Source organism: Caballeronia sordidicola, assembly GCF_001544455.2.
In the GTDB taxonomy this organism is placed as follows: domain Bacteria; phylum Pseudomonadota; class Gammaproteobacteria; order Burkholderiales; family Burkholderiaceae; genus Caballeronia; species Caballeronia sordidicola.
On record NZ_FCOC02000005.1, the window covers coordinates 125,992 to 152,514 of the forward strand.

Below are 26,523 nucleotides of genomic sequence, written 5' to 3' on the forward strand. Positions count from 1 at the left end.
GTGCAAACGCGCATCGGGCAGTCATGAAAGACCGCTATCTGGACTTCGTCAATAAACCGTTCGGCGCGAGCGTCGCGCGATCCATCGGATTGCCGCGCCCGGAAGTGCTGCGCCGGCACGCGAAAGGCCAAAGTGAATTTGGTGGAATCGCGGCCATTGGCGCGGGTCCGTCGCCCACGCTTTTCGAGCCGCTGATGACGCTGCTGGGTTCTATCGGCATGACGAGTGTCGCGCATGAAAGTGCGCTGGACTGGCTTCAAGTGGCAGCGCGGCACGGCGCCATGAGCGGCCGCTTCGAGCCGCGTGCGCCCGATGCGCCGCCGAACGATCGCGTACAAGCGCTTATCTTCGATGCAACCGGCATAACCGACAGCACGCAATTGCATGGGCTCTTCGGCTTCTTCCACGACGCCATCCGGTCGGTTGCAAAAAGTGGCCGCATCATCGTGCTCGGATTGCCGCCGCAGTCTTGCGCGTCGCCGCGAACCTGGACGGCGCAGCGCGCGCTCGAAGGCCTGACACGCTCGCTTGGCAAGGAAGCGCGCGGCGGCATTTCGTCGAACCTCGTGCAGGTGGAACCCGGCGGCGACATGCAAGGCGCGTTGCGATTCCTGCTGTCGCCGCGCTCGGCGTATGTATCGGGACAGGTCGTTCGTATCGATGCAACGCCCGCCTCGCCGCCCGCCGACTGGAATCAGCCACTGGCAGGCAAGCGTGCTCTGGTCACGGGTGCGGCGCGGGGTATTGGTGCGGCGATTGCGCAGGTGCTGGCCGAGCGCGGCGCGCACGTGATCGGACTCGACGTGCCCGAGGCGCAAGACGCGCTCGACCAGACCATGCTCGCGCTGGAAGACACCTGGCCGTCGCAAGGCGCGCATACGGCGCTCGTCGCGGATATTGCCGCGACCGATGCGCCCGCCACGATTTCAGAGACGCTCGCGGCGCTCGGCGGTATCGATATCGTCGTGCATAACGCCGGCATCACGCGCGACAAGACCATTGCGAAAATGACCGAAGCCGCGTGGGACAGCGTAATCGACGTGAATCTCGGCGCACAGGAACGTATCGACGAAGCACTGCTCAATGGCGATGTGCTGCACATGGGCGGCCGGATCATAGGCGTGTCGTCGATCAGCGGCATTGCGGGTAATTTCGGACAGGCCAACTACGCGACATCGAAAGCCGGCGTGATCGGCCGGGTGCAAGGCATGGCCAAGCCGCTGGCCGCGCGAGGCATCACGATCAATGCGGTGGCGCCGGGGTTTATAGAAACCCATATGACCGCGAAAATGCCACTCGCGCTGCGTGAGGCCGGACGGCGCATGAATTCGATGAGCCAGGGCGGCCTGCCGGTCGACGTGGCCGAGGCCATTGCGTGGCTCGCCAGCCCGGCTTCCAGCGGGATAACCGGCAACGTGCTGCGCGTATGCGGTCAAAGCCTGATCGGAGCATGAACGTGATGCCTGCGTCAGGCACGGCGCGCATGCGCACGGTGATCGTCGCGACGCTGCCGCCGCCGGCGAAGCTATACGGCCGCGCGCTGCAAGGCATTTTCAAACGGACGGGCGCGGGCGCGCAATTGCCGCCGCTGCGGCTCGTGCGTCCCAATGTAACGCTCGATGCCGAACAGATCGGCCGTTATGCACGCGTGTGCGGATTCATTCCCGAACATGGCGTGCCGCCCACGTTCCCGCACGTCATGGCGTTTCCGCTCCATCTGATGCTGCTCACCGATCCCGCGTTTCCGTGGCCCGCGATCGGCCTCGTGCATATATCGAACACGGTGCACATGCGGCGCACCTTGCACGCGGGACAAGCACTGAGGATCGAAGTGGAAAGCGGCGCGCTTGTTGCGCATGAAAAAGGCCAGGCGTTCAGCTTGCATACACGGATCTATCGCGGTGGCGAAGCGGTCTGGGATGCCGATAGCGTGTACCTGAAGCGCGGCGCCGCAACTCATGCGGGCCATGCGCCCGTGGTTGAACCGGCGGAGACAAACGCATTGCCCGTGCTCGTGCGTGAAGCGCGCTGGCAACTGCCCGCGCAACTCGGGCGCGACTACGCCCGAGCATCCGGCGACTTCAATCCGATCCATCTTCATGCGCTCACCGCGAAGGCGTTCGGCTTTCCGCGGGCAATCGCCCACGGCATGTGGACGCTTGGCCGCACCGCCGCGGCGCTGCAGCCATCGAAGCAGCTTGGATCGGCGAACATAAGCGGCGACTTCAAATCGCCCATCTTCCTGCCCGGCGAAACCACGCTCTGGACCGCGGCTTCATCAACGACGGCGCGCGAATTCGAAGTGCGCGATCTCGCCGGCAAAAGGCTGCACTTGCGTGGCCACTTCGACTGGGAATTGCAATGACCATGAGCGCCCTTCCCGTCGCGCGCCGCGTGGCGATCATCGGCAGCAACCGGATTCCGTTCGCGCGCTCGAACACGGCGTATGCGGCGGCATCGAATCAGGACATGCTGAGTTTCGCGCTGCAAGGGCTGATAGACCGGTATGGCCTGCATGGCCTGCGTCTGGGCGAAGTCGCGGCGGGCGCGGTCGTGAAGCACTCGCGCGACTTCAACCTCACGCGCGAGGCCGTGCTCTCGACCACGCTCGCCAAGGAAACGCCCGCCTACGACGTGAGCCAGGCGTGCGGCACAGGACTCGAAACCGCGATTCTGGTGGCGAACAAGATCGCGCTCGGACAAATCGATGCAGGCATTGCAGGCGGTGTCGATACGACTTCGGACGCGCCCATCGGCGTGAATGAAAAGATGCGCAAGATCCTGCTGGAAGCGAACCGCGGCAAATCAGCGGCGCAACGCGCGAGCGCGCTTCTCAAACTGCGTCCTGGCATGCTCGTGAAACCCGCTCTGCCGCGAAACAGCGAACCGCGCACGGGTCTGTCGATGGGCGAACACTGCGAACTCATGGCCAAGCGCTGGAAGATCTCGCGCGAGGCGCAGGACGAACTGGCGCTCAACAGTCACCGCAAACTCGCCGCAGCCTACGAGCGCGGCTTTTTCAACGACATCATGACGCCCTACAAGGGCCTCTCGCGCGACAACATCCTGCGGCCCGATCTCACGGCAGAGCGGCTCGCTGCGCTCAAGCCCGTGTTCGATCGCGACGCCGGCACGCTCACCGCCGGAAATTCCACGCCGCTGACCGACGGTGCGTCGGCAGTGTTGCTGGCGTCCGAAGAATGGGCTGCGGCGCGCAACTTGCCGGTACTCGCCTATCTCACGCATTCGGAAACGGCGGCTGTCGATTTCGTCGATAAGAAAGAAGGCCTGCTGATGGCGCCTGCCTATGCGGTCCCGCACATGCTCGGTCGCGCAGGGCTCGGACTTGCTGATTTCAGTTTCTACGAGATCCATGAAGCTTTCGCGGCGCAGGTGCTGTGCACGCTCGCGGCATGGGAAGACGATGAATACTGTCGCACGCAACTGGGTCTCGACAGCCCGTTTGGGTCGATCGACCGTTCGCGCATGAACGTGAACGGCGGATCGCTCGCGGCGGGCCACCCGTTTGCCGCGACCGGCGGACGAATTCTCGGCGCGCTGGCAAAGCTGCTCGCGGATGAACCGGATACACCCGGCGTGGCCAGGCGTGGTCTGATCTCGATCTGTGCGGCGGGCGGCCAGGGCGTGGTCGCAATCCTCGAACGATGACCATCCACTTCAGTTCATCGGCACCCCCAAGCACATAAAGTGCTACTCCGTGGAATTTCGGGGCGCTCACAAACGTTGTCACACGGAGAAATATTAGAGCAACGCTCGCTGTGAACTGCGCGACGCCAAAGCGGCCAAAAACGGAGAGCTGGACGCAGGACCCCATGTAGAGTCAACGGAACGGACCACGGAGAATTTCATGCATCGACCACGACAGCGTCGTTCGCGCCTCACACTGAATCACGCGGCGCAATGCGCGTGGAGCGTGCTGTGCGCGTTTGCGCTGAGCGTGGCCCTGCCCGGACCAGCACGCGCCCAGGAACCTGCCAGCGGGGCCACGGAAGTCAGCACCGCCGCAATCGCGACGCCATCGTTGCCCACTTCCGCCGCTACGTCCGCCGCCGGTCCCGCGCTTTCGGCCAGCGCCACCGCCGAGCCGCCGAAAACAGCGGCAGCGCAGGTCGGCAAGCTTTCGCTCGACCGCCAGGTCCGCTGGTTGAGCCGCGCCGCGCGCTCCGGCACGCTCGCGAAAATGAACGACGCGGCGCTGGTATCGCTGTTTCAATCGCTCGATCCGCTTGCATTGCCGCGTTACCTGAAGGACGGTCCGAACGGTTATCCGTCATATGAGTTCACCATGCTGCGGCGCGAGCGCATAGACGGCAGGTGGCCGGATCAGCCCGATCACATGCTGGTGCGCGTCACCCGCGACCCGATGCGCGTCTACGCGAAATGGCTGCCCGACGGCGATCACGCCGGCCAGGAAATCCTCTACGACGAAACCACGCGCCCCGACGAAATGCTCGGCCATCTCGGCGGCCTGCTCAACGTGGTGACGCTCTGGACCGCGCTCGACGGGTCGCTCGCGCGCTCTCAATCGCGGCATTCCATTCGCGATCTCGGCACCGAATTCATCACGCAACAGTTCCTTGCGGAAGGCACAAAATTTGCCGATGCTGGCGTCACGCGCGCGAACAATATTGAAGTCAAGACCATCGACGGCGCGCGCGTGGTTGCATTCACTTACGAAACGCCTTTCGGCCAGCCGCAGTTCTACGCGAAGAAAGAAGTGCTCGGGCTCGACCTGAGGCGGCCATACTTTCGCACCGCCGAATCCTTCGATAACGACGGCAATATCTTTGAAAGCATCGTTTTCCAGAACATCGCGCCAATGGTTTTCGACGACAACACGTTCAGCCCGAAGAACCCGGAATACAAGTTCTAGGCAGCCGCCACATTACGCCGTAAGGATTACGCGACACGGCTTTGTTCCGGTTTTAAGTTTCGCCTAAGACTCAGTCGATACCCTCGCCCCACTTGCATCATGACTGCGGCAGCCATATCGCTTGAACGCATAACGAAAAAGCATCATCGAAAGGAGTTCTTCATGAACCTCCGGGACGCATCGGCTCCAGTGCGAGCCATCAAGAGATTACTGAGCCATCACGAGATCGCGACGCTGCTGCTGTTGCTGCACGCGCCCATCGACGTGCGGGCCGCCACGCCCGATGTCCTGTCGCTCAGCGAATACGGCTACGTGGAAAGAGTGACGCCCACGCCCGGCGAAGCCAAGTTCCGTTTGACCGCCGACGGCAACGCCGTATTGCGCGGACTTGGAATCAAGTAACGCCGGATCTGATCCGCTGGCGTGATCTCTGGAATAATCGATTGACCGGCGTTCGCCTCAATCGAAAAGGAGATCTGCAATGTCTGTTGCAACAGCCGCATTCACATCCGCAGTACGCCCCCGCCTTCAACGCGTCCTGTTGACCAACGACGACGGTATCGACGCACCCGGCCTTGCGGTGCTCGAAGCGGTCGCAGCGGAAATCGCGGACGAAGTCTGGGTCGTCGCGCCCGAGCACGATCAAAGCGGCACGTCACACTCCATCAGCCTGCATTCGCCGCTGCGCGTGAGCCAGCACGGCCCTCGCCGCTTCGGCGTGCTCCGCACACCCGGCGACTGCGTGGTGATGGCAGTGCGCCATCTGATGCAGGACGCGCGCCCTGCGCTCGTGCTTTCCGGTATCAATCGCGGTGCGAATCTCGGTGTGGAAACCATGTTCTCCGGCACAGTCGGCGCAGCCATGACGGGCTTGCTGCTCGGTTTGCCTTCCATTGCGCTGAGCCAGACCTTCAGCGATCACGCGAACGTGCGCTGGGATACATCGCGCGAACTCGCGCCGGGCGTGATCGGTCGGCTTGCCGCGATTGCGCACGATGCACCCACGTGCCTCAACGTGAACTTTCCGGATGTGGAGGCCTCGGCTGCCGGTCCGCTTACGCCAACGCGGCAAGGCGAGGGCCTGGTGGAAGGTATCGATGTATTGCCCCAGACCGATCCGCGCGGACTGCCGTATCACTGGCTGCGATTCAAGCGCGGCGCACGCGAGAACGCGCCCGACAGCGAGACAGCGGCGGTTGCGTCGGGACGGATATCGGTGACGCCGCTGCACTTCGAGCGAACCGACGAACGTACGTTCGCCGCACTGACAGCTGCACTGCAATGACACGTTGATTGCACCTCGCGCGCCCTATGATTATTCGGCGGAGCGCGTTTCAGGCTCTTCATCGAAGATCTGGAACTTGCGCATTTTCTCCCACAGCACCTTGCGGCTGATGCCGAGATAACCCGCCGTATCCTGACGACGCCACGCGTTGGCGTCGAGCGCAGCAAGCACGCGATTACGCTCGTTCATGTCCCACTTGCTGCGGTCCACGACGACTTGCGCGTTCAGTTCCGGCGGCAATGGCTGCGTGGTCCGGGCGAGCGCGAGCAGCCGTTGCAGCCGCGCCGTATCCCAGGATCCCACCTGACGCACCGTTACACCGATACGCTCGGCGAGATTGCGCAACTCGCGGACGTTGCCAGGGAAATAACTGTCGGCGACCGCGTCGGCGAGCCAGTATGGAAGCTCGGGCAACGCGGCGAGTTTCTCCTGCCCGACCACCTGCGCAATGAACGACTTGAACAACGCGATCTTGTCGAGCGCACCACGTTCTTCGAGCGACGGTATCTTCAGCTCGATCACGGCCAGCCGATAATAAAGGTCCGCGCGAAACTGCCCGTCCTTCACGAGTTGCGGCAAGTTCCGGTGACTTGCCGCAACCAGCCGGAAATCCACCTTGACGGGTATCGCCGAGCCAATGCGCGTCACCTCGCTGTCTTCCAGAACGCGCAGCAATTTGACTTGCTGATAAAGCGGCATGTCGCCGATCTCATCAAGGAACAGCGTGCCGCCATCGGCCTGTTCGAAATAACCCTTGTGCGCGATCACAGCGCCCGTGAACGATCCCTTCGTGTGGCCGAAGAAGAGCGACTCGAATAGACCGTCGGGAATCGCGCCGCAATTCACAGGCACGAACGGCCCTCCCGAATAACGCGAATGAAGCGCGTGCAGCATCTGTGCAATGCGTTCCTTGCCAACACCCGTTTCGCCATGCACGAGTACGCTGGTATCGCAGTCGGCGAAGGTTTCCACTTCGCGCAGCAAGCTCTGCATGCACTCGGCGTTGGCGATCAACGCGCTTGATTCCGGGATCTCTTCACCGTGTGCGCGAAGTTGTTGTGCGAGCTTCGCCACCATGCGGCGCAATTCCGCGCCAGTGAAATCGAGCGGCAGAATATGCGAGTAATCAATGGGGAAAACGGCTGCGTCGCGTTCCCGCGGCGCGGCGCCGACCCAGATGACGGGCATGCCGCGATGCGCTTCCCAATCGCGCAACGCAAACGCGCCCGTATCGATCACGCTCACGCTTACGATGGCGATCGACTGGCGCTCCGAACCCTGACTCGAAGCGATCGACATGCTATCGGCACGAATCACATCGACTTCGAAACTCGACATGCAGCGCACCACTTGCTCGACGATGTCCGCCTTGCCTTCCCATACATAGATATCGAGGTTGTCGATTTTTGCTGCTGGTCTCATTGATCGAATCTCATGGCGTGGCGTCTCGTCGCTTTGATGCAGATGATGCGGCATCAGTACCGCAATTGCGATTGACCGCATACGGGCGGCAGGCCGTGAATGGTGCTCGCGCCGATCTGCGCGCCCAATAGCTGGAGCACAGGCACGAGGATCAGGTCGAGCGCGTTGAGAACGGGCATCAGCAGGTTGAGCACCACACCGAGCACGCTTCCCAACAACGTGCCGATGGGAAGCGGGATGAGGCCTAGCAGATTCGGCGTCAAGCCGTTCCTGGAAATCGTTGCCGCCAGCGAGGAAAGCGCGTAGCCCAATACATGACCCGCGTTGTTCGAATTCACGGTCTGGTAATCGTCTGCATTCCCGACGATTCCATCGAACGTCAATGTCGACGCGCTCCCAGCGGGGACGACGGCGGGAATCGCCGCGCCTGTGGTGATGGTCAGGAGCGGCAGCGCGTTCACGAGTGTTGCCGGCGACGTACAACTAAATGGCGCGGACGCGGACATGTTGGCAGGCGCATCGCCCACGCATATATTGGCAATGCCTGGCTGAACACCGACCACGCTGTTGCTCGCCGCCGCGGTCGATGCGCACCGCGTCGACTGCAACCAAGCGGTTCCGGGCGCCACTTCCAGATAGATCGGCAGGCTTACCAGATAACCCGATGCGGGACCAAGACTGACATTGATAAACGCCCTGACCTGCGCCGACCGCGCGACCGTGCGCCATGCGCCCGACGGCGTTGTCCCCGCCTCGCCCACAGCCAGCACTGGCGGCTGGATCACCTGGATCTGCAGCGTGGCGCTGGCAACGCCCAGGTTGAGACCCGTCGCCACATTCGCCGCCGACTTTCCCGCTTGCGCAACCTCGGCCGCGACCATCAATGCGTCGAACGGACTGATGGTCGCGTGCAAGGCGGATTGTGTATCGGCGAGACCAACCTGCAGCAAGCCCGCTGCGCCGTTCACCGCGCCCAGCGCCAATTTGGCCGAACCGGGGATATTCGCGTTGACGACAGTCTGCAGCGCACCCAGCGCCGCCGACAGATTCGCGTTCACCACATGCGTGTTCTGCAGCGCCGTGAGCATCAGCCGTGCGAGTTGCGCCGCAGTGAGATTCATCGCGAGCAACTGATCCACGCTCCCGACACCCGCCGCGGCGACCAGATCGCCGATCTCGATGCGCGATTGCGCGAGTCCCGCATATCCCAGCGCCGATATCTGCAACGCATTGATATTCGTCCCCAGCATGGCGTTCAGCAGTGCGGTAATCACGGCCGGATCGACACTTGCGGTCGTCGTTCCAATACTGAACGCGCCCACGTTCACGGCCTGCGCAAGCGCGGTCGCCGTGAGCACGCGCCCGGGGCCCAGAAAGAAATACGGTACTTGCCTGGTCACTGTCACCTGCACTGCGTTGACGGGCGTCGCCGCGCCCGCAAAGAATTTCGGGCCGCCGTACCGGGTTGGATCCCAGCGGCCGCATACCGTGGTAATGGTGTTGCCCGATCCCGAGGCCACGAAACCGTTCACGCCGGCACTGCCAGCCGCGGTCGTGGGTGCACGGGAACACGCATCATCGATTACTTGCGCCCCTGCGCTCGCTGCAAGATCCGCCACGCTTTGCAATGCGCGCTGCTGAAAGAACACATTGCCGACATCGATCGCACCCAGCGCCGCGACCGCCACGACCAGCCAGATCGCGGCGAGCACGCTCGCAACCCCGCGCTCGCGCGTGCGTCCGCGCAATGTCCGGTCAACAGGTGCCATCGATACACGGCGCATCTCAGTACTGCGCTCCAGTCCCGCTAGAACCACTGGACCCGCCACCCACCGTACCCACCGACGAATCGAGATGCTCCGGAATCGGATGATCGAAGGACTTGAGGTAACGCCGGTACGCCGCATCGGCTTCAGCGCCAAGCATCGGTTGCGCAGGCGCGGCGACACGGCCGTCGCGCTGGATTGCCAGCCACGCAATGGTCGAGTCGCCTATGCGCGTTGCCGGCAATGGCACCGCTGTTGCATGCCTTGGCTGTGCTTGTGCCTGAATTTCAGGCTGTGATTGGGTCGTCAACGGTGTCTGCTCCTGCAACTGGGTTTGCGCGCAAACGCGCGACGCGACCGGCAGCACGCTGAACACCACCCATGCAAACGTGACCGCGCTGCACCGCAGCGCCCGGATCTTTCTCATAGCTTTCTCCTTATCGCGCAACCATTTGCGCTTGCTTAACGGGTCGTTCGGATACCTCATTACCTAATGTTTGGGTTAGCGGCAATTGCGCGTTAAGCAGCGATTCGACGGTCTGGTGCGCGCGCGACACGGGTACGTACGCTCGCTCGGTCGTCGCGGCGGCAACGGTCGCGGCTCGCGCGCGCGAGGCTTGCCCGGCAGCGGCGTTGATTCGCTGCGCGTCCGTACGGATCGCCTGCTGGACTTCCGGCGAGAATTTTTGCTGCGCAATCAGTCCTTGCGCCGCGGCTGATTGCCCGTCGACCAGCAGAAACAGCGCAACGTTGCTCAGGATCTTGAGGTTGCCTTGCGCGAGTTCCGCAGCCTTCATGAGCGGCACGCGGGCCCCGGCGATATCGCCCAGACGCAAGCGGGCGTATGCGAGGTCGGACAGCGTAAGCGCGTCCGTGGGCTGGAGGCGCGAAGCAGTATCGAACGATTCAGATGCCTTGGCGAAATCGCCCGCGCTTCCGGCAAGCAGCCCGATCCCACGATACCCACGCGCCGCCAGCGGTGTGTCCATGAGCTTCATATAAGCAGCCGCGCTCGCCTGCGCCTGGTCTGTCTGACGCAATGCGTCGGCGCGCAGCAAGACCGTATCGGGCGTGGATCCATATTGCTTTTCATAGGCATCGATATGGGCGAGCGACGCGTAGAACAAGCCCTGCGACTGCATACGGTCGATCAGCGCGAGATACATGCCGGGCGAATCGGGCGCGTCCGCTTTCTGCTGCAACTGGCGCAACGCAGCCTCGCGCTCGGCCTGGATGCCTACGCCATAGCCGCTCTCCATCTTCGATGCACAGCCGGCCAGCGCGGTCAACGCAACGCAGGCGGCGATCAGGGTCAAAGCGCGCACACGCGGCTCGATTGCGGTCGTTTTCATGACATGGCTCTCTCGAACATTTCGTCTATATCATTTGTGCATGGAAGACAGCGAATGAAACACGGCGATAAACCCCGGCCCCGCCGTCACGATCAAAAGCGCTGGCAGCAATGTCAGCACCATCACGCCGGTCATCTTTACGGTGAGCGCGCCGATCCGTTCACGCAGCGTCGCGCGGCGCGATTCGCGCAACCGGTCGCCAAACTGGCGCAGCGGTTCTTGCACGGCGCCGCCGTGTTTGTCCACCTGGATCACGAGACGCATCACCGCCGTCAGGTCGTCGTTTTCATAACTGCTCGAAAGACGGTGCAACGACTGCTCACGCGTGCGCCCAGTATTGAATTGCCGCTGCGCTAGTGCCAGTTCCCCGGACATCACGGGGAGCACGGTCGAAAAATCACTGGTCATGACCTGCAGGGTTTGATCGAGGGACAAGCCCACGCCCTGAAGCAGGCGCAACAGGTCGACGAACATGGGCAACTCCCTCGCGACCGCTCGCTGACGCGCTTTCGCGCGCCTCTGCAAAAGCCACTTCGGCGACATGAAACCGGCGGCAAAGGCACAGAACACCCATATCGCAAGGTGTGGCTCACCGCTGCGCCAAACGAATACCAGCAGTGGCGACAGCGCAGCGCAGCCGATGCGCGCCGCCAAGAAACGCGCACGCGCCCTGACATCGAGAAAACCACAGCGTTCCAGCATGCGGCGATCTTCGTCCGCGACAACGGTTTTTCCCAGTGACGTATCCAGCCATCGTGCAGCGTTACGATTGAAGGCATCGGCAAAGCGCGACAAATGCGTGGACCTGGAATCTTTCCTTTCTTCCGATATTTTGGAATCCTTTCTTTCTATCGGTTCTGGCATGGCGGCGCGTGCAGCGGCAGCCGCGCGTGCCGCACGCTGATCAAGCGCGTGATCGAGCGTACGTACGCCTCGACGTCTCGCGCCAAGACCTGCGAAAAGAAGCGCCCCCAGCGCTGCGCATCCGGCGGATGCAAGCGTCAGCGCCACAGCAAATAGCGTGTCGACATCCATGCTCAGTCCTTCAACCGGGCAAGCGAGTAGAGCAGGAAAACGCCGAGCGCCTGCAGACCGGCCGCCACGAATACCAGGCGTTGACCGAGCGGGTCGGCCCACATCGCGGCGAAGTAACGCGGATTGGAGATAGTCACGAAACCGCCTACCAGAACGGGCAGCAAGCCCAGCACCCACGAGGACAAACGTGTCTCGGTTGTAAGCGCAATCAACTCGCGCTCGGCTTGTTCCATGTCGCGCATGAGTCCGGCCATGCGATCGAGCATGACGTCGGACCGGCCGCCATAACGCACCGATATGCGAAGCACCGAGCCGATCAATTCCAGTTCGCTGATCCGGTACATTTGCGACACATGCTTCAGCGCGGCATCGATTTCCACGCCCGAGCGCAACATGCGCGACACACGATCGAGACACTCGCGCAAGGGCGCATCGGTCGTCGCGAGCGCGGCCTGGAATGCCGCCGGCACGCTGTTGCCGATGATGATCAGGCGCACGATGCCATCGAGGAAAACGGGCAACTGCCGTGTAATACGCTGATAGCGTTTCTGCGCGCGCCATGAGAGCGCTGCATAAAGACAGAGTGCGCCGAAGACGATGAACCCCACGCCCACGAGCCAATGTGTCCTTGCGCCAATCGCCATGGCGACTGCAAGAATCAACGTGCCCACGCTCAGTAACAGCGCGCGCGGATTGGCAATGCCCGCGCGGCGCATCAGGTTGCTTGACGCGTGCATCATCCGGTCGCGCCGATTGCGCAGATACTCGCGAACGCCGTGAGGCGGGCTGCGGGACAGCATCGTTGAAGGCGCGTCGACGCGCGGCCGCTGCACGTGTGCCGCATCGCCACGCGTTGCGCTCTCCGCCGGGGCCGATCCGTGCGCCGCCGTGACACGCCGGCCGACAAACCGATCCGTCATGGTGCGGTTGCGCGTGTCTTCGGCGCGTTGCCACAGCAGCAGCGCGAGCGCAGTGCAGATCAACGCGGCGATCAAGGCGATGGCGACCGCGCTAGACATTGAATCCCCCGCGCGGGCGTCCGAAGCCAATGCCGAAATCGTTGTTGAATACCTCGCGCTCGCGCATGTCGCCGCCGAGTGCTTGCCGATACTTCGCCAGCTTCGGCGAACTCGGATGAATGCCGAGCGACACCCAGTTGTCCTGCTCCTCGCCGCCTTCGAGCAAGACGGGTTCGTATCGGTATAGCTCCTGAGTCGCGACGATGTTGTCCGAGAGACCCGTCACCTCCGTCACGGACAGGATTCTGCGTCGCCCATTCGACAGCCGGCCGATCTGAACGATGAAATCGATTGCGTTCGCGATCTGACGGCGCAAGCTCGACTCCGTCCCTTGGAAGCCGGCGAACCCCGCCAGCATCTCCAGCCGGTATAGACATTCGCGCGCTGAACTCGCATGTACGGTGCCCATGGAACCATCGTGGCCCGTGTTCATCGCCTGCAGCATTTCGAGCACTTCTCCACCGCGAACTTCGCCCACGATGATCCTGTCCGGACGCATGCGCAAAGTGTTGCGCAGGAGGTCGCGAATCGACACGACGCCTGCGCCGTCAAAGCCGCCAGGCCGGCTTTCCAGCCGCACCACATGCGGATGATTGAGCGAGAGTTCCGCCGTATCCTCGATCGTCACTACGCGCTCGTGTTCCGGAATAAAGAACGCGAGCGCATTGAGCAAGGATGTCTTGCCTGAACTCGTTCCGCCGGACACCAGTACGTTGCAGCGCGCCGCAACCGCTGCGTCGAGCAACGTGCAGATCTCCTGGCTGAACGTACCGTTGGCGAGCAAATCGTCGGGGCGTAAAGGATCGCGGCGAAACTTCCGTATCGATACGACCGGTCCATCCAGCGACAGTGGTTCGATCACCACGTTGAGGCGGCCGCCATCCGGCAGGCGCGCGTCGACCATGGGATTCGATTCGTCCAGCCGCCGTCCGACAGGCGCCAGAATGCGCCGTACGATGCGCAGCAAATGCGCGTTGTCGGCGAAGCGCACCGGTATCTTCGCGAGCATGCCGTGACGTGAAACATAAACATCGTCGAAGCCGTTGATCAGGATGTCTTCAACGGCCGGGTCGGCAAGCAGGTCCTCGATCGGCCCGAAACCCGCCAGTTCCTTGGTCAATGCCTCGGCGACCAGACGCACTTCACGTTCGTTCAGCGGGATGCGCCGCAAGCGCACGAAACCGTCCATTTCCAGGTCGACGAATTGCTGGATCGCCTGACGCGACCATCGCCCGAATTCCGCGCCGAGTTCCTCGATCCGCGTGAGCAAATGCTCGTGCGCCGCGTTCTTGATGTCCTGGAACTGCTGCGTCTGCGCAAACGAAGTGGCGTCGTCGGCGAATTCGATGTCTTTTTCCATCGTCTATGACCGCTTTATGAAAGTGGAAAGAAGCCGCTTGACGCCCTTCTGCGCATCGGCGGAAGCAATGGGCACTGTGTCCTCCGGCGCAGGTCCCGATGCGCTCGCGTCCGGTGCGTTACCGTTGCCAAGCCGCACGAGCAGCGCATCGAGCGCGCGTACATACGGATCGCGCAAGGCCATATCCGCGAGCAACTTGCCCTGGTTCACGGCTCGCCCGAGCGCCTGCGCGCGCGCCGGAAGCACTGCGAGCAAAGGCAACCCGAGCCGCGCGGCAATCTGCCCCGCGCCGAAGTGCAACGTGTCGTCGAACTTGTTCACGACCAGATTCAGCTTTGACGGCGTATCGGCCTGCATGTCATGCTCGCGCAAGCCTTCGAGCAATTCCACAGCCGATACCGCCGACGCCACGTTCGGATCGCAGACGAGCCACGCGTCATCCGCTGCGCGCACCATCTGGCTGACGAATTCGAGGTTCGTGAAACCGCCGAGGTCTACAAGCTGATGATCGAAAAAGGTCCGCAACCGGTTCAGCAGACTCACCGCCGACGCATACGAGACCTCGCGCATGAACGTGAGGTCGGACGGCAGCGTGGTCAGCGCAAGCCCGCTCGTGTGCCGGCCGAACGCCGTATGCACGAAGGTCTGATCGAAGCGGCGAAGATTGCGCACGGCATCGACGAAATTGAACTCGCTGTGTGTATCGAGTAGAACCAGACTGTCGGCGGCCGGAATGCCGAGGTCGATCAATGCCGCCGTCCGCGAAGCCGCGTTACCGCGCTTTTGCAGCCTGACCGCGAGATTCGCGGCCAGTGTGCTCACGCCAACGCCAATGCGTGCGCCGAGCAGCACCGTGATCTTGCCGTGACGATTGGGCGCGCGTCGCGCTTGCGTCGAAAGGCTCGCTTGCTCAAGCAACTGTTTCGTGATCCGTACTGCTTCTTCAGGATTGCCCTCCACATCGATAAAATCCCGCACGCCGGCACGCAATGCCGCAATCGCGCTGTCCGAATGCTGCAACGACCCGAGCGCGACGATGATGAATCCGGGGAATGCATCGCGCACGGCGGCGGCCATTGCCGTGGCGCTCTCAACGCTTGCCTGCGGTGCTTCGAGCGGCGCATGGCCGAAGTCGATAAACACGAGCTTGGCGCCGAGCGCTGCAATCTTCGGCACGAGCGCAACCGGATCGAACGGCGCAGGTTCGATCTGACCCAGCGTCCGGAGTGCGCGGGCGAGCCATGCGCGTCGTCCCGCATCTGCACAGACGCAAGGGAATCGCATTCGCGGCGCGTGCGTTTCCAGGTCAGTCAAGGAAAGAGCTCTCGCGTTCATCGCCCGAATCTCCTCGCATGCCAGCGCGCGGCGGGCACAGTGCACCCGCGTTGCCGTTGCTCATCATTTCGAAAACCCCGGCGCCGTATCGCTCGACGCGACGCCCCCCAGGAACGAACGCCATACGGGTCCATCGCGCTGCTCCGCCTGCTCGCCCGGCGTACCGGGCAACGCCGCACCTTTGGCGATCGGCGAGACCAGATGCGGTGTGACGACGATCACCAGTTCGCGATCATTCTGCGTGTATTGCAAGGTCTTGAAGAACGCGCCGATGATCGGCAGATCGCCGAGCATCGGCACCTTGTCCACGTTCGACATCGTCTCGCGGTCGATCAGGCCGCCGATTACGTAGCTCTCGCCATCGCCGAGTTCGACCGTCGTATCCGCGCGCCGCGTGGTAATCGCGGGCACCGAAATACCGTTGATGGTCAGCGCGTGCTGGAAGTCGAGCTGGCTCGCTTCAGGCGCGACCTTTAGCGCAATGCGCTGCGGCCCGAGCACTGTCGGCGTCACCGTCAAGCCAATCCCGTAAGGCTTGTACACGATACTGATCGTGCCCAGCGACTGCGGCACCGGCACCGGAATTTCGCCGCCGGCAAGGAAGCTGGCGCTCTGTCCGGACAGCGCAACGAGCGTCGGCTCGGCCAGCACGCGCGCCAGATTGTTCGACTCGAGCAAGCTCAGGTTGGCGAAGATGCCGCGCGACCCGAGGTTCACGATCAGATTGAAAGCACTGCTGATCGGCGACGTGGACTGAACCTGCAGGTTCGTGGTCGCGCCGCCTGTGTAAGACGTCAGCGACGAAGGCGAGAAGGTCCCGAATGCGAACGCATTGTTTTGCTTGAAAAGGTTGAAGCCCGCCTCCTTGAGCACGGACTTGCTGAACTCGACCACCTTCACGTCGACCTGGACCACGGGGCTCACCGCTACCGTGGATACATCCAGGACGCTTGCGCTCGTGATTCCATTGGCCGATCCGCCGTCCTGTTTTCCGGCGTCTCCTTTCGAGCTGGAACCCGCTGTGTCGTCCGCGTCGGCCGTGGTCTTGCCGAGCGCGTCACGCGCTACCGCGAGTGCGCGCTGATGCGACTCCACGTTCGCCGCCGACCCGGTAACCGCGGCCGTGCGTCCAAGCACATCGACCGTGGGTGTGCCGGCGCCGAGCAACTCGCGTGCAGCTTGCGTGGTGACATGGATCGTATAGGTACGCGGTTGTGCGCGGCCCTTTTCCCACAGCAACACGTCGGTGCGGCCCGCGCTTTTTCCAATCAGCAACAAGCCGCTGACGCCTCCACTGCTGTTTTTGAGCCAAAGGACATCGGCGACGCTGGGATCCCCCACCGCGACCCGCTGCAACGCGCGCCCAGGCGCTATCTGCCGTTGCGCGCCGACCGCGATTTCCAGCCGGTCCGATTCCGGCCCAGACCCGTTACCCGGGCCATGAACGGTTTTCGCGTTCGCGACGTCGGTGCACGCGCAGACGCATAGATGGGCCAGCATGGCAAACAACACTCGCCGCACGCGGTATCCAACCCGTCCCCGAACAGAATCCCTGGTTTTCTTCATTTGATATATGGACTGCATTCTGCGTTGTTGCCACACGGTGGCATGGCCCGAACTTCCTCTGGCACGACGTGCGCGCGGTATTAGTAAGTCAGCTTTTCCCTCCGCGATCCACGAATCACTTCCAGATCATTCGATGCCGCCTGAACCTTCGGCACTCTGGAAACAGACGGGTTGGGCAATGATCGTGGAGCGATCGGCTGCTGTCTTCCCGGTTGGGTCCCTGCCGCCCCCGCCAGCATCTGTAGCGACAGTCCCGCCGCCCCGCTTTCCCGTGTTTCATTGGCAATCCTGATCGATTTCAGCAGTGGCGCCATGGCAACCGGTTCCGTGATGTCGTTATCGGTGGGATTGCGCAGCGCCAGCACGAGACGGCCGGCGCCTTCAGCGAGCGTCAAGGCATCAATATCGGTCGTGCGCACAGCGAGCACCGCAGTTCGTGGGCCCGCTCCAGTATTCGCCCCGCGTGTGGCGTTCGCCGCCGCATCGCTGCTGTCCGCCGTACCAGGCAGCGTGGCGTCGCCGAAACTCAGCACGCGGACCCTCGACAACAACAGCCGCGCCTGCGTGGCCGACACCTCGGCCTGCGCGCCGGGGCCCCCGCCCATATCGCGTTTGAGCATGAAGAAGACATCGACGAAATTGCCCGGCCGCACGCGATTGCCCACGGCGTTGCCCTCATCGACCCGCACCGCGACCGCCCGTTCGCCGGGTGCGATGGTATCCGCGAGTCCGGTGGAAAGGTTTGCTTCGGCAAGCGCTGTGTGGGCGGCAATCGGAATGAGCGGCACGCGGCCGATCAACGCGGCGGCGTCGCCGAACTCGCCTGCTCCTCGCAACGCAGCCATCCGCAAGGTCAACGCATCCGCTTCGATAGGCTTGCCCGCAGGCAGATCCCGCGCGGCGATCACGACGGGGAAACCCGCCTGCCCTTGCGTGACGGCTGGCACGGGAGCCGGTGCGCGGCGCGAGAGCGACCAGGCGAAAATGCCGAGCAGCACCGCAAGTCCGAGCAGACCGCCCGCGAGGATACGCGTGATATTGGCCATATGTGATGGGTCGTTTCGAGATCAGGAGACGCTCAAAACAGGTTCTCCGGGTTCAGTTGCACCATGGCGCTCGCATTGAGCGTTGCCGGGGTAGGTAGTCCGATCAGCGGCAATACGGGCACCAACGGCCGGCTCGCGTAGTTGTAGTTGAGCGCCACGTTGACACATTGCATCGATGCATCGAACGTACAGGGCGCGTAGGTCGCCGTGCATGGCGTGGTCGCCGCGAGCCAGTTGAGGAGTCCTGTCGCCGTGGAACAGGCGGCGCTTGCGCGCAGTGCGAGCGCGCTTGCCGCACTGTTCGCATTGGGCTGGAACTTCAGCGCGGCGCGCGCCCCTTCCGACGCTGCAAGCGTGAGCGACTGCTGCGCGACGAAGATCAGGCTGTATGTGACGATCGCGTAGAAAATTAGGAAAAAAACCGGGAATACGATGGCGAACTCCACCGCTGTACTGCCGCGCTGATTCCCGAACGGCGGCTTGTGCCGGTGCGCGCACCCGGCAACACGGACGTGACGACTGATCTTGAGCGGGATCACCGTGCAACTCCGAACGCATTGATTGCAAAGCTTCCGATTGCGGCCAGCGCAAGCATTGCGGCGTAGGGCGTCGTCCGGCGACCGCCAATGACGAACGTCACGAAACGCAAAGGTGCTTGAGACCCTTGAGGTGAGGTATTGCGATTGTGCGTGGTCATCGACGACGCAATCAGCCAGAGCGCGTAAACACCCGCAGCCAGGCTTGCGGCAATCCATAGCCAGGGCAATGCGCGCACGCCGCACCATGCACCGAGCACGGCGAAGACCTTGACGTCGGCCGCGCCCATCACGCCCAGCACATAAAAAGGAATTAGCGCGAAGAATCCAGCCGCCAGTCCGAGTCCGGCATCGGCCAGGTCCGTGTGAAACGGAGAATAACCGCTTGCCGCAAGCGCGCAGGCGCATGCGAGGCCCGCAATGACAAGCCAGTTGGGTATTCGGCGTAACCCGCAATCGAATATAACGACCGCAAGCGACCAGCAAATAAATAATGCGGCGTTAATCACGATATCAACTCACTTCCACGAGGCGAACGCGTTCCTTATTGATTGCTTTTTGAGCGAATCAATAAACTAACGAGCAGCAGTTCTAACGGACAGCCGTCCGGAGATATGTAATGTGCGCAATTGCAATTACAAACGGAATCCCGCGGATACGGGCGAAGTGCCGGTATCTGTGAGAACCGTCATGTGAGCAGGAAGTGATGCCTCACAATCGGCTACCCGAAGCCTGCTTCAATGAGGCAGCATTCCGCCGATATATGCAAAAGTTGCCGTGAGATTTGCGCCGAGCGCGGTTACCGCCGCGACAATGGCGACCGCGATAATACCCGCTATAAGGCCGTATTCGATTGCGGTGACGCCGCGTTCGTCTTTGATGAAGAGTCTGATGTGATTAAACATGATGCTTCCCTCGGATATTTTTTAATGGTCATTTCGACAAATGATCCGGCATTTTCGTGGACTCGAAGTCAACGGGTTCTCTCTTTCCCGCAGTCCTCTATCCGTGTGCCTTGTTGCACGTCTTTGCGCGCTGATTCACTCGCCGCTTCTCTCAGGTTCCAGGTGCGTTTTCGATGTAGCCTCCACCAGCCGGGACGTAAATTGATGCATCCACGAAACGATTTATAGCCGAACGCTATCTCGAAATCAACGGGTAAGCCGCAATAAATTCGCCGGCTGTTACCCGTGATCCGTAAGCTTTGCGCAGCGACAGCGCATCCGTTCAAAGACTTGGCTTCAATCGTCAAATTCTGTGTCATCGCCTGCCCCGCGTTTTAGCGATCATGTTTTCGAGTCCAAACCTTTGCGTGGCTCACTATTTAGTTAACGGACGAATTGGCGTCGACTTTATATGCATCTTCTAGTGCAATCGTTCTAGGAAAAACGACACGCTTGAAGAAGCTGCTTTCAGCATTCTCAACAACCGGTGTTACCCGCTTGTTCGTAACGGCATGGAGTACGCGTTACGTTACGTGAGCGCTCATTGCGAACACGACATATCTCCGCAAACTCTGCTTGTCTGCCGCCAAAGCCAGACCACGCCTTGCGCTGTCTGATTAACCCCAGCAATCTTCAAAGCATCTTGCACCCGTCCATTAAAAATGGCACGCGTCCTGCAATGACACGATGGCAGTTCGAAAGCACAAAACTAAATACCATCCGAGGGCGTTATGAAGACCGCACACAATCACAAGGGCGCGTTTCGCGTCACCCTTCTCGCCGCCGCTGTTGCAGCCTCGTTGACGCTCAGCGCATGCGGCGGTTCAGGTTCAACCAGCAAACAGCTTGGCAGCACGGGCGCAGGTTCCGGGGCAATCCCGACCACCGGAGGCGATGGAACCACCTCAGCCGGCGGCGGTACGGGGTCAGGCGGCGGCAGGGGTTCAGGTTCAGGCGGCGGCGGTTCGGGATCGGGAGGCGACACCGTCGCCGGTGGCGGCGGTGCGGGTGCTGGCGGTGCGGGTGCTGGCGGAACAGGCGGTGGCGGAACAAGCGGGGGTGCAGGTGGCGGCGGAACCGGCGGTGGCACGCCGGCCGTGACACCCGTTGCGGGCGTCGCTGCAAACGCAGGCAACCTGGTATCGGCGGTGGGCAATACAGTGTCCGGTCTCGGCTCCGTCGTGGGCAACGCCAACGTTCCGGGCATAAACCCCTCCACGACTCAAGCGTCTGGCAATGTTGTATCGAATCTTGGTGGCGCGGTGGGCGCACTCGGCGCCGGCGTATCGCAAGGTCTCGGTCAGATAGGATCAAGCGCGAATCCGGTCGGCACGACGCTCGCCAGCACCGGCAACGTCGTTCAGCAGACGGGCGCCGCGGTCACGAGTGCAGGCGATCTGGTAACGAGCATCGGCGCCGGCCCATTGTCCCCGCTCGCACCAATAACAACGCCAGCCGGCAACTTGGTGAGCGGCGTGGGCGGCGCTGTCACGCAGCTCGGTGGCGCACTCGGCACTACATTGTCGACCGGCGCTGTCAGCCAGGTCACGCAAGGTGTCAGCACGCTGATCACCCCGATCACCACGATGGCCGGTTCGCTCACGCAAACAGTCGGCTCGGCCACGGGTCTCGGCGCGCCGGTCAACAATGTGCTCACCACGCTTGGCGGTACGCTGAATTCGGCAGGTCAGGCGATGGCATCGACGGGGAACAATCCGCTTGCCAGCGGCCTGGGTGGCGTGGTGTCCAGTACCGGAACGACGCTAGCGTCGGCCGGCGGTCTCGTCCACGGCACGCCGGGTTCGAACCCGCTGTCACCGGTCAACGGTATCCTGTCGGGCCTGACGGGCACAGTCGGCGGCGCGGGCGGCGTGGGAAGTCCGCTGGCTCCGGTGAGCGGCCTTGTTGGAGGACTGACGGCCACGGTGGCGAGTCTTGGCGCCACATCGGGAGCGGCGGGACCGCTTGCACCGGTTGCATCGCTCGTAAGCGGCGTAAGCAGCGGCCTGGGTAATGTGGCTAATGCGGGTGGTGCGGGTGGCGGCGGTGCAGCAGGCGCGTTGGCTCCCGTCACGGGTCTCGTCGGCAGCTTGACGAACACCGTTGGCACGGTTGCCACAGGCGTCGCTACGCCAGTGGCAAGTGCCGCGGGCGGAGCCACAAGCGCCCTGACAAGCGCGACTTCGGGCAACGGATCGGCTGCGCCAGGCAACCTGCTCGCGCCGGTGACGGGTCTTGTCGGTGGCGTGACGGGCGCGTTGCGTGCGGGCACACGGACAACCACTGCGGGCGTAGGCGTGGGGGTCGGCGTGGGTCTATCGAGCGCTCCGGGCACGACATCGGGGAGCTCGCCAGCCAATCCGGTGGGCGGTGTGACTACGCTGCTGGGCGGATTGCTCGGCGCACACAACAAATAAGCTGCGGACGCTTCGCGCGAGCCACGGACAATCGCCTTTCCCAGCGAGCGGTCCGTGGCGAAAAGGTAGGTGTCCATACGTTCCTCCATGCCCCGTCTCATCCAAGCTGGACAAAGCACGGTCTCTCGATGCAACCCGTCCGGCCAGACGGCGCGCGCCGGACACAAGAACGACGAGAAGATACCCGCCCGCTGCTCTGATGTATATCGTCAGCAAAGCAGATAAAACAGAAGTTAAAGCGCCAAGAGCCGTAATACAGAACGTTGCAATTGCATCAGCAGCAAACGATGACGAACGCGGCAAGACGCCGGATCTCTTCGATCCATAAGTCTTCTCGCAGTTCGCACGAAAAAAAGCCAACGAGGGCCGTACCGTGAAGATCAAGGAATGGAAATGGACGCTGCTGGCCGCGGCGGTGACGGCGCACGCCGCCCAGGCGCAGACCAGCGGGCAGGTCGCGCGTCCATCGGTGGCGGGCAATCCGCTCGATGCACTGCCGCAAGTGAACGCGCCACAAAAACCGCCGCCCGTCACTGTCGATGTCCAGACGCAAACGCCTCAAATACAGGAATTGCTTGCACGCCATCTGACGCCGCAGAAGATCCAGATCGAAGGTGTAAAAACCGTTCCCTTCGATGAGATCGCCCAACGCTTCGCGCCGCTCGTCGGCCACGACGTCACCATCGGCGAATTGATGGAAACCGCGAACGGCGTGACCGCGCTCTACAAGGAACGCGGCTACGCACTCTCTTTCGCCTTCGTGCCCGCGCAAACCTTCGACAACGGCATCGTGCGCATCACCGTAGTGGAAGGCTATGTCGCCGACATCAAGATCAAAGGCGAGCCCGGCAGCGCCGAAAAGCGCATTCGTGCGGTCGCCGACCGGATTCGCGCCGATCGCCCATTGAAGCAGGATACCTTCGAGCGCTACGTCAACGTGCTCGGCTTGACGCCCGGCGTGAAGATCGCGGCGACGGTCGCGCCCCCGCAGACCACGGACGGCGCAACCCTGCTCGAACTCGATGTCGAGCGCAAACCGTTCAACTTCGCGACGGGTATCGATCTGAATCACCCAGGCTTGCAAGGCATCGTGAGCGCGACCGAAAACAGCGTGCTGGGTCAGGGCGAAACGGTCGGCGTTTCGGCGTTGCTGCCAAAGGGCCGCAACGATCAAACCTACTTCGCGATCAACGGCGCATTGCCGATTGGAACCGATGGCTTCACCGCCCGTGCCGATGCTTCGCATTACTACGGTCATCCTGTCGATAACCCGGGCTTACCTGCCTTCGTTGAACGCACTGTGGTGAACGACAAGGCCGGGTTGTCGGTGTCGTATCCGTTCATTTTGAGCAATACGCGCAGCCTGACTGGTACGGCCGGCGCCTATGCTTCCCATGATGAGGACCGTTTCAAGAACACCATCACGGGCGCACAGCTCGGCCAGCGTTCGCAGGTTCGTGTAACGACGCTGCAGCTCGACTACACCGGCACGGATACCGGCACCGTGCGGCGTGCGAGTATCAACGTGGCGAAAGCGTTGAACGTACTGGGTGCATCGAAGACCGCCGAAACCAACATTCCCGGCGTGGTCACGGCCAACCCGGTCTCGCTCACCTTCGTGCGCACCGGAGCCACGATCTCGCAAGCCAACGAATGGCCGTACAAGATCGGCACGACGATCGCCGCGACCGGACAGTACAGTCCGGATTCGTTACCGACATCGGAGCAGATTGCGTTTGGCGGACAACGCTTTGCGCTTGGCTACCAGCCGGGCGAGGTATCGGGCGACTCGGGCTGGGGTGCTTCGGCGGAAGTGAACCGGCCGTTCGCCATCGGGCTTGCGTTCATGAAGACTTTCACGCCCTACGTTTCCGTCGATACGGCTCACGTCTACCTGCACGGCGGCGCCGCGAAGCCAGGCAGGCTGGCGTCGGTCGGCGTGGGTTTTCGCGTGTCGGATGCAAAGTACTACAGCCTGGATTTATCCCTTGCGAAGCCTGTTGGCGATGCCCCGGTGGAAGGCAACGGTTCGCGCAGCCCGCGCGTGAACGCGACGTTCTCCTACCAGTTCAATTGACCAAAACCCGCTTGGTTGCGCGATAGCCATGCCTGCCCGCCACGAACCTACTAGAGGAAATCCTATCAAACGTCCTTGATGCTTTGACGTATTCTGTCCGCCCAACATCGGTAAATACAATCAAGAGACGTTTCACCTCCAGGAGGAAGCATGACGAGTATGACCCAGCGCGCGCAGCGGCAATTCAGACACATCCTGGTAGCGAGCGCCCTGCTCGCTTCGGCCGCGAGCACGCTTGCGCAGGCTGCGTCGCCGGCTGGACTCTGGCAGACCATCGACGATAAAACCGGCCAGCCCAAAGCCGTCGTTCAAATCGTGCAGGATAGCGACGGCACGCTTTCCGGGAAAATTCTGGAGGGGATCGGCAACAACAACGACCCGACTCGCCGATGCACGGCCTGTACAGATTCACGCAAGGATCAATTGCTGAAGGGCATGACGATCATCGAAGGCATGAAACCGGATGGCGACGCGTGGGATGGCGGGCGGATTCTCGACCCGGAAAACGGCAAGCTTTATAAGTGCAGGATGCATCTGGACGAGGACGGCCAGAAGCTCGTGGTACGCGGATACATTGGCGTTTCGCTGCTCGGACGCTCGCAAACGTGGATCAGGCAGCAATAAGCCTTTACGCAGGTTCGATGCATAAAAAAACCGGCTGCAGACCAGAATCTGCAGCCGGTTTTTTTGCTTCGCGCTTCCCTCGCGCGGCGTCAAATACGCATCAGGCAGCGCGGCGCGAACCGCCAGCATGGTCTCCGGACGCCGCAGGCGCAGGACCAGGCGACGGCGCCATAGGCACGAATACCGGACGCACATCGCCATTCACCGACGTGCTGCTTGCGTGCGCAACGCCGTGATCGCCAAAACCTTCGGGCAGTTCGGTCGGCACGCGCATACGCGATGTCATCAGCGAATACAAACCTTCACCAGCGGAGCCGAACAACTGGAGCATCACGCGCGCCAGCACACCCGAGTCATGCCACGCCTTGAAGCGGCGATGACACGTCTGATACGAAGGATATTTGCGCGGCAAGGTGGACCATGAAGCGCCGCTATACATCACCCACAGCACGCCGTTGAGCACGGCGCGGGTGTTGGCGAGCGGCCGGCCGCGCAACTCCGAACGGGGACGCAATTCCGGCAGCAACGGCGCGACCATTTGCCATTCTTCGTCGGACATATCGCGGTAAGGCTTCATGGTTTTTCTCCAATCACAAGTAAGTGATCAGACGATACCCATCCGCCCAAAACCCCGGTATCAGACATGTCCGAATCTTGAAATAGCGCCCAAACCCTTGCAGCACTAACCTGACGGCGAAATTATGAGTCTCGCATTGTCAATTGTCCTTTCGGCCAGCGCTTTCAGGTCAGCGACGTATCCACCAGCCGCCGTTCGGACTCCAGATATTCCTTCGACTGCATCTCCGTGATCCGCGACACAGTGCGCGCGAATTCATTGGCCATCGGTCCTTCCACGTAAAGCTCCTCGGCCGGCACTTCGGCCGACATCAGGAGCTTCACCTTGTGGTCATAGAACACGTCGATCAACCACGTGAAGCGGCGCGCCTCCGACGCATTGCGCGGCGACATCTTCGGAACTTCGGAGAGAATGACGGCGTGAAAACGGCTTGCCAGCTCAAGGTAGTCGTTCTGCGATCTCGGACCGCCGCAGAGCGTGGCGAAGTCGAACCAGACAACGCCGTCGGCTTTACGCAGCGCCTTCAGTTCACGTTTCTCGATGCGCAGGATCGGACTCTCGTCAGGCACCGCAGCAAGCTTGGCGAAGTCAGCGCGCAATGCTTTATCCGCGGCGGCGCCGAGCGGCGTGTGATACGCCTTTACTTGCGACAGCGTGCGGCGGCGATAGTCCGTGCCGGCATCGACGTTGATGACGTCAAGCTTCGACTTGATCAGTTCGATGGCAGGCAGCAAACGATCACGATGCAAACCGTCCGGATACAGCAAGTCGGGATCGTAATTCGATGTCATCACGAACTGCACGCCTGCGCCAAACAGGCGGTCGAGCAACCGGTACAGAATCATCGCGTCGGCAATATCCGACACGTGAAACTCGTCGAAGCAAATCAGGCGGTAGCGCTTCGCGACGCGCCGCGCGAGTTCATCGAGCGGATCGGCCATGCCCTTCAGTTCTTCCAGCTCGCGATGCACTTCCCTCATGAACTCGTGAAAGTGCAGGCGCGTCTTGCGCTGCACCGGCACGACCGCATAGAAGCTGTCCATCAGGAAGCTCTTGCCGCGCCCCACGCCGCCCCACATGTACACGCCGCGCGGCAACTCCGGGTGTGAAATCAGCTTCTTGAACGCATTCGAGCGGCGCGCCTTATACGCGACCCACTCGTCGTAGCAGCGCTGCAGGCGTTCGACCGCTGCGAGCTGCGCCGCGTCCGACTGATAGCCCCGCGTCTGCAATTCGTGTTCGTAGTATTCGTTGACGTTCATGGTGCG

At 62.1% G+C, this 26,523-nt stretch carries 25 protein-coding genes; 10 read left to right on the forward strand and 15 right to left on the reverse strand.

Features of this window, described 5'->3' with window-relative positions:
• Positions 1–23 precede the first annotated feature (23 nt).
• The 6 genes from AWB64_RS11460 to surE all read left to right on the forward strand — a co-directional run bounded on the left by AWB64_RS11460 (position 24) and on the right by surE (position 6,179).
• Positions 24–1,454 (forward strand): 3-oxoacyl-ACP reductase, encoded by a 1,431-nt coding sequence (locus AWB64_RS11460; protein ID WP_060818960.1) that lies wholly within the window; start codon positions 24–26, stop codon positions 1,452–1,454.
• Between the two features lie 5 nt (positions 1,455–1,459).
• Entirely contained in the window at positions 1,460–2,365 is a 906-nt protein-coding gene (locus AWB64_RS11465) for a MaoC family dehydratase (RefSeq protein WP_099050523.1), read from the forward strand.
• Between the two features lie 2 nt (positions 2,366–2,367).
• Positions 2,368–3,669, forward strand: coding sequence for an acetyl-CoA C-acetyltransferase (locus AWB64_RS11470; RefSeq protein WP_060818963.1), 1,302 nt, complete (start codon positions 2,368–2,370; stop codon positions 3,667–3,669).
• Positions 3,670–3,868: 199 nt separating this feature from the next.
• Positions 3,869–4,894: a DUF1571 domain-containing protein gene (locus AWB64_RS11475; RefSeq protein WP_082850449.1), complete on the forward strand. Its 1,026-nt coding sequence runs from the start codon at positions 3,869–3,871 to the stop codon at positions 4,892–4,894.
• 162 nt (positions 4,895–5,056) lie between these two features.
• Positions 5,057–5,296, forward strand: coding sequence for a hypothetical protein (locus AWB64_RS11480; RefSeq protein WP_060818965.1), 240 nt, complete (start codon positions 5,057–5,059; stop codon positions 5,294–5,296).
• A 79-nt stretch (positions 5,297–5,375) separates the two neighbouring features.
• A complete protein-coding gene (gene surE, locus AWB64_RS11485) occupies positions 5,376–6,179 on the forward strand; it encodes a 5'/3'-nucleotidase SurE (protein ID WP_060818967.1) in 804 nt (267 codons plus the stop codon).
• Between the two features lie 30 nt (positions 6,180–6,209).
• Here the strand turns inward: surE and AWB64_RS11490 are convergent, their stop codons facing one another.
• The 13 genes from AWB64_RS11490 to AWB64_RS30870 all read right to left on the reverse strand — a co-directional run bounded on the left by AWB64_RS11490 (position 6,210) and on the right by AWB64_RS30870 (position 19,521).
• Positions 6,210–7,601, reverse strand: coding sequence for a sigma 54-interacting transcriptional regulator (locus AWB64_RS11490; RefSeq protein WP_060819240.1), 1,392 nt, complete (start codon positions 7,599–7,601; stop codon positions 6,210–6,212).
• 53 nt (positions 7,602–7,654) lie between these two features.
• Positions 7,655–9,370, reverse strand: a complete 1,716-nt coding sequence (locus AWB64_RS11495) for a TadG family pilus assembly protein (protein ID WP_099050524.1) — start codon at positions 9,368–9,370, stop codon at positions 7,655–7,657.
• Positions 9,371–9,386: 16 nt separating this feature from the next.
• Positions 9,387–9,794 (reverse strand): DUF3613 domain-containing protein, encoded by a 408-nt coding sequence (locus AWB64_RS11500; protein WP_060818971.1) that lies wholly within the window; start codon positions 9,792–9,794, stop codon positions 9,387–9,389.
• A 10-nt stretch (positions 9,795–9,804) separates the two neighbouring features.
• Complete coding sequence (locus AWB64_RS11505) at positions 9,805–10,719, reverse strand: tetratricopeptide repeat protein (protein ID WP_208603268.1); 915 nt, start codon at positions 10,717–10,719, stop codon at positions 9,805–9,807.
• A 30-nt stretch (positions 10,720–10,749) separates the two neighbouring features.
• A complete protein-coding gene (locus AWB64_RS11510; protein WP_060818973.1) occupies positions 10,750–11,754 on the reverse strand; it encodes a type II secretion system F family protein in 1,005 nt (334 codons plus the stop codon).
• A gap of 2 nt (positions 11,755–11,756) precedes the next feature.
• Complete coding sequence (locus AWB64_RS11515) at positions 11,757–12,773, reverse strand: type II secretion system F family protein (RefSeq protein ID WP_060818975.1); 1,017 nt, start codon at positions 12,771–12,773, stop codon at positions 11,757–11,759.
• On the reverse strand, positions 12,766–14,133 hold the full coding sequence (locus AWB64_RS11520; protein ID WP_060818977.1) for a TadA family conjugal transfer-associated ATPase: 1,368 nt from the start codon (positions 14,131–14,133) through the stop codon (positions 12,766–12,768). Before AWB64_RS11520 ends, AWB64_RS11515 begins: the two co-directional genes overlap by 8 nt.
• 3 nt (positions 14,134–14,136) lie before the next feature.
• Entirely contained in the window at positions 14,137–15,468 is a 1,332-nt protein-coding gene (locus AWB64_RS11525) for a CpaE/TadZ family protein (RefSeq protein ID WP_060818979.1), read from the reverse strand.
• A 63-nt stretch (positions 15,469–15,531) separates the two neighbouring features.
• Complete coding sequence (locus AWB64_RS11530; RefSeq protein ID WP_082850457.1) at positions 15,532–16,968, reverse strand: type II and III secretion system protein family protein; 1,437 nt, start codon at positions 16,966–16,968, stop codon at positions 15,532–15,534.
• Positions 16,969–17,114: 146 nt separating this feature from the next.
• Positions 17,115–18,080, reverse strand: a complete 966-nt coding sequence (cpaB, locus tag AWB64_RS11535) for a Flp pilus assembly protein CpaB (RefSeq protein ID WP_060818983.1) — start codon at positions 18,078–18,080, stop codon at positions 17,115–17,117.
• A 32-nt stretch (positions 18,081–18,112) separates the two neighbouring features.
• Positions 18,113–18,604: a TadE/TadG family type IV pilus assembly protein gene (locus AWB64_RS11540; protein WP_060819241.1), complete on the reverse strand. Its 492-nt coding sequence runs from the start codon at positions 18,602–18,604 to the stop codon at positions 18,113–18,115.
• A gap of 11 nt (positions 18,605–18,615) precedes the next feature.
• Positions 18,616–19,125 carry an A24 family peptidase gene (locus AWB64_RS11545; RefSeq protein ID WP_244164036.1) on the reverse strand — a complete coding sequence of 170 codons (510 nt, stop codon included), beginning with the start codon at positions 19,123–19,125 and terminating at the stop codon, positions 18,616–18,618.
• Positions 19,126–19,353: 228 nt separating this feature from the next.
• Positions 19,354–19,521 carry a Flp family type IVb pilin gene (locus tag AWB64_RS30870; protein ID WP_075643275.1) on the reverse strand — a complete coding sequence of 56 codons (168 nt, stop codon included), beginning with the start codon at positions 19,519–19,521 and terminating at the stop codon, positions 19,354–19,356.
• Positions 19,522–20,291: 770 nt separating this feature from the next.
• On the opposite strand from AWB64_RS30870, the gene AWB64_RS11550 reads away from it, so the two are divergent.
• The 4 genes from AWB64_RS11550 to AWB64_RS11560 all read left to right on the forward strand — a co-directional run bounded on the left by AWB64_RS11550 (position 20,292) and on the right by AWB64_RS11560 (position 24,678).
• Positions 20,292–21,977 carry a collagen-like triple helix repeat-containing protein gene (locus AWB64_RS11550; protein ID WP_060818987.1) on the forward strand — a complete coding sequence of 562 codons (1,686 nt, stop codon included), beginning with the start codon at positions 20,292–20,294 and terminating at the stop codon, positions 21,975–21,977.
• Positions 21,978–22,176: 199 nt separating this feature from the next.
• Positions 22,177–22,305 (forward strand): hypothetical protein, encoded by a 129-nt coding sequence (locus tag AWB64_RS32540; RefSeq protein WP_279616255.1) that lies wholly within the window; start codon positions 22,177–22,179, stop codon positions 22,303–22,305.
• Between the two features lie 45 nt (positions 22,306–22,350).
• Entirely contained in the window at positions 22,351–24,054 is a 1,704-nt protein-coding gene (locus AWB64_RS11555) for a ShlB/FhaC/HecB family hemolysin secretion/activation protein (RefSeq protein WP_075643276.1), read from the forward strand.
• Positions 24,055–24,204: 150 nt separating this feature from the next.
• Complete coding sequence (locus tag AWB64_RS11560) at positions 24,205–24,678, forward strand: DUF2147 domain-containing protein (RefSeq protein WP_060818989.1); 474 nt, start codon at positions 24,205–24,207, stop codon at positions 24,676–24,678.
• 100 nt (positions 24,679–24,778) lie between these two features.
• On the opposite strand, the gene AWB64_RS11565 is transcribed toward AWB64_RS11560, so the two are convergent.
• Both AWB64_RS11565 and zapE read right to left on the reverse strand, forming a co-directional pair.
• Positions 24,779–25,255, reverse strand: a complete 477-nt coding sequence (locus tag AWB64_RS11565) for a transposase (RefSeq protein WP_075643277.1) — start codon at positions 25,253–25,255, stop codon at positions 24,779–24,781.
• A gap of 164 nt (positions 25,256–25,419) precedes the next feature.
• Entirely contained in the window at positions 25,420–26,517 is a 1,098-nt protein-coding gene (gene zapE / locus AWB64_RS11570; protein ID WP_060818991.1) for a cell division protein ZapE, read from the reverse strand.
• Between the last annotated feature and the right edge of the window lie 6 nt (positions 26,518–26,523).